This is a genomic window from Mycolicibacterium agri (assembly GCF_002553505.1).
Lineage (GTDB): Bacteria > Actinomycetota > Actinomycetes > Mycobacteriales > Mycobacteriaceae > Mycobacterium > Mycobacterium agri.
On the sequence record NZ_PDCP01000186.1, the window covers coordinates 1 to 2,178 of the forward strand.

At 66.5% G+C, this 2,178-nt stretch carries 2 protein-coding genes; both read left to right on the forward strand.

Annotated features, from left to right (window positions below):
- Window positions 1-145: 145 nt before the first annotated feature.
- Window positions 146-1,837, forward strand: coding sequence for an IS21 family transposase (gene istA / locus CQY20_RS33585; protein ID WP_097945672.1), 1,692 nt, complete (start codon window positions 146-148; stop codon window positions 1,835-1,837).
- Window positions 1,834-2,178: ATP-binding protein (locus CQY20_RS33590; protein ID WP_234816543.1), on the forward strand; the 345-nt coding region annotated here is incomplete at its 3' end. The genes istA and CQY20_RS33590, both read left to right, overlap by 4 nt.

Genomic DNA, 2,178 nt, shown 5'->3' on the forward strand with positions numbered 1-2,178 from the left:
TGGCTGTGACAGGTTGATTTGGCCCCGGTAGGACGGTCTGTTTTGGCCCCGTCCGCCCGACTCGCCGGTGCGGTTGTGACGGTTTGATCTGGCCCCACTCCACTGTTGATCCATCGAACACAGTTGCGATGGAGAGGAGCCAGGGGTGGAGGATCGGATGGAGCAGTTCGCAGCTATTCGCCGTGATTCCCGCGTGGAGGGTTTGTCGATCCGGGAGTTGGCGACGAAGTATCGGGTGCATCGCCGCACGGTGCGCCAGGCATTGGCTGACCCGGTGCCGCCGCCGCGCAAGACCCCGGCGCGGTCCTCACCGAAGCTCGATCCGTTCAAGGCCGCCATCGATGCGATGCTGTGGGCCGATACCACTGCGCCACGCAAGCAACGCCATACCGCGCGGCGGATCCTGCACCGGCTGATCGAGGAGCACGACGCCGGTGAGGAGTTGTCGTATTCCACTGTCCGTGACTATGTGCGGATCCGGCGGGCCCAGGTTGATGTCGAGGCCGGGCGCCGGGTGGAAGTATTTGTCCCGCAGGAGCACCCGCCCGGCGCTGAAGCTGAGGTGGATTTCGGTGAGGTCTGGGTAGTGCTGGCCGGGGTGAAAACCCGGTGTCACATGTTCGTGTTCTGGCTGGCTCACTCGGGCAAGGCCATCCATCGGGTCTATCCGACTCAGGGCCAAGAGGCTTTCCTGGAAGGCCACATCGAAGCGTTCACCGCGATCGGCGGGATCCCGACCCGCCATATCCGCTACGACAACCTGACTAGCGCGGTCGCCTCGGTGCTGCACGGCACCACCGATCGGCGCCGGACCGAGAACCAGCGCTGGATTTTGTTCCGATCGCACTTTGGGTTCGATGCCTTCTACTGCCAGCCCGGTATAGCTGGCGCGCACGAAAAAGGCGGAGTGGAAGGCGAAGTCGGGCGTTTCCGGCGTAACCGGTTGAGCCCGATGCCCGAAGTCGATTCGCTGGCCGAACTCAACGAGCGTATCCGCGGCTGGGAAGCCGAGGACGATGACCGGCGCATCGCAGATCGGATCCGCACCGTCGGTGAAGATTTCGCCACCGAGCAACCGCTGTTGGCGCCGCTGCCAGTCGAACCGTTCGACCCCGGTCTGGTGCTCACCCCGCGGGTGGATCGCTCGTCGTTGATCACGGTGCGGATGGTCAAGTACTCGGTACCAGTGCGGTTCATCGGCCGCAAGGTCCGCGTCTCCCTACGGGCCAACGAGGTGGTGGTGTTCGACGGACGCACCCCGATCGCGGCCCATCCGCGCATCGCCGCCCGCACCGGCACCAGCGTGCAACTGGACCACTACCTGGAAGTGCTCAAGATCAAACCCGGCGCGTTCCCCGGGTCGAGCGCGTTGGCTGCCGCCCGGGCCACCGGAACGTTCACCTCCGCTCACGAAGCGTTCTGGGCAGCAGCACGGCGCGTCAACGGCGACGCCGCCGGCACCCGCGAACTCATCGACGTCCTGCTGCTGCACCGCAGCATGACCGAGGCCGACGTGGTCGCGGGGATCGCCGCGGCGCTGAAGGTCGGGGCGGTCAGCGCCGATGTGGTCGCGCTGGAAGCCCGCCGCCATGCCGGCACGGGTGGGGCCAATTCGGGCCGTCACCTTCCTGCTCACACCGTTGCACCCGAGCATCGGGTTGTCAGTTTGACCCAACGCCGACTGGCTGACCCTGCTGCGGTGATCGCCGGACTGCCGGCCGATACCCGGCCTTTGCCCAGCGTCGGGGCCTACGACGAACTGCTGGCGCAGCGCGCCAGCTCTGGCAGCACTTCACCCACCACCAGCCCGCCCAACGAAGAGAGCCACGTGTCATGAGCCGCACCACCACCGTCACCACCACCTTGCGCCGGCAACGCGGCCTGACCGAACCCGCGGCCCTGGCCGCCATCGATCAGGCCTGCCGCCGCCTTCGGCTACCGACCATCCGGGCCGTCCTCGACGAAGCCCTGGCCGCGGCCAACCGCGAACAGCTCTCGTATCAAGGTTTCCTGGCCGAGCTGCTGCTGGCCGAATGTGACGACCGGGACCGCCGCTCCACGATCCGCCGGGTCAAAGCCGCCGGGTTCCCACGCCAGAAATGGTTGGGCGACTTCGATTTCGATGCCAACCCCAACATCAACCCGGCCACCATCCACCAGCTGGCCACCGGGGATTGG